Source organism: Streptomyces sp. NRRL F-2664, from assembly GCF_000719345.1.
Classification (GTDB): Bacteria; Actinomycetota; Actinomycetes; order Streptomycetales; family Streptomycetaceae; genus Streptomyces.
In genome coordinates, this window is sequence record NZ_JOFX01000246.1 from 1 (window position 1) to 978 (window position 978).

The window sequence follows — 978 nt, forward strand, 5'->3', positions numbered from 1 at the left end:
GTAGGTGTAGGCGGCGGAGGCGGTCTGCCCGTCCGCAGTCTTCTGCACCGCGGCCTTCAGACTGCCGTCACTGTTGTACGTGTAGGCGGTGACCGCCCCTGCCGCATCCGTAGCCGATACCAGCTGCCCGTGCTGGTCGTAGGCGCGGGAGACAGCCTTCCCGTCGGGGTAGGCGACCGATACCAGGCGGCCCTCGCCGTCGTAGGCGTAGGTGATGAGGGTGTTCTTCTTGGCGTCCGCGTCGTCGCGGCCGCCTTCCCATACACCGGACAGGCGGTTGAGGGCGTCGTACTCTATCTGCCGCACCGTGCTCACACCGCCGGCGTCGGTTACGGAGGTGCTGGTGGGCAGGCCGGTGGCCTCATCGTAGCTGTAGGCGGTCTTCGAGACGGGCTTGCCGCCCTTGGACGTGACGGCCGCTTCGGCTATCTGCCCGTCACGGGTGTAGGTGTAGGCGGTGGTGTTGCCGAGCTGGTCGGTCTGGGACGCCAGGCGCCCTGCCGGATCGTAGGCGTTGCGCACACCGGTGCGGGTGTCGCCCCGGCCGGGCGCGCCCTGGGTGAGGGACTTAGCCGTCTGGCGTCCGGCGAGGTCGCGGGTCAGGGCTGCGGTGAACCCCTGCCCCGGATACACATCCGGTGCAGCCGGGTTCAGCACGGTGCTGTGCGGGATGCCGCCAGGCCCGTAAGAGGGGGTGGCGGTGACTTCGCCGCTGGTTGAGGTCAGGGTCCGCCCGAGTGCGTCGGTCTGGGCGGTGGAGTCGGCGGCGGGGGTGCCGTCGGCGAAGACCACCCTCGCCGACACCGTCCGCGCCGCACTGTCCGCGTCCTGCACCGACACGGCCCGGGCCTCGCCCAGGCCGGCATCCTCCTGGTCGCTGCCCAGGACGCCCTGCGCGACCGCCTCGGCCACGATGTCGGAGGCCGTCTTGACGGTGGTGCCGTCCGGGCCGGTCACGCTGCTGGTGTGCCCCCACGG

At 71.2% G+C, this 978-nt stretch carries 1 pseudogene; it reads right to left on the minus strand.

From position 1 onward, the window contains the following. Positions 1–957 (minus strand): annotated as a pseudogene (locus IF89_RS39355) (RHS repeat domain-containing protein); the annotation flags it as partial. Between the last annotated feature and the right edge of the window lie 21 nt (positions 958–978).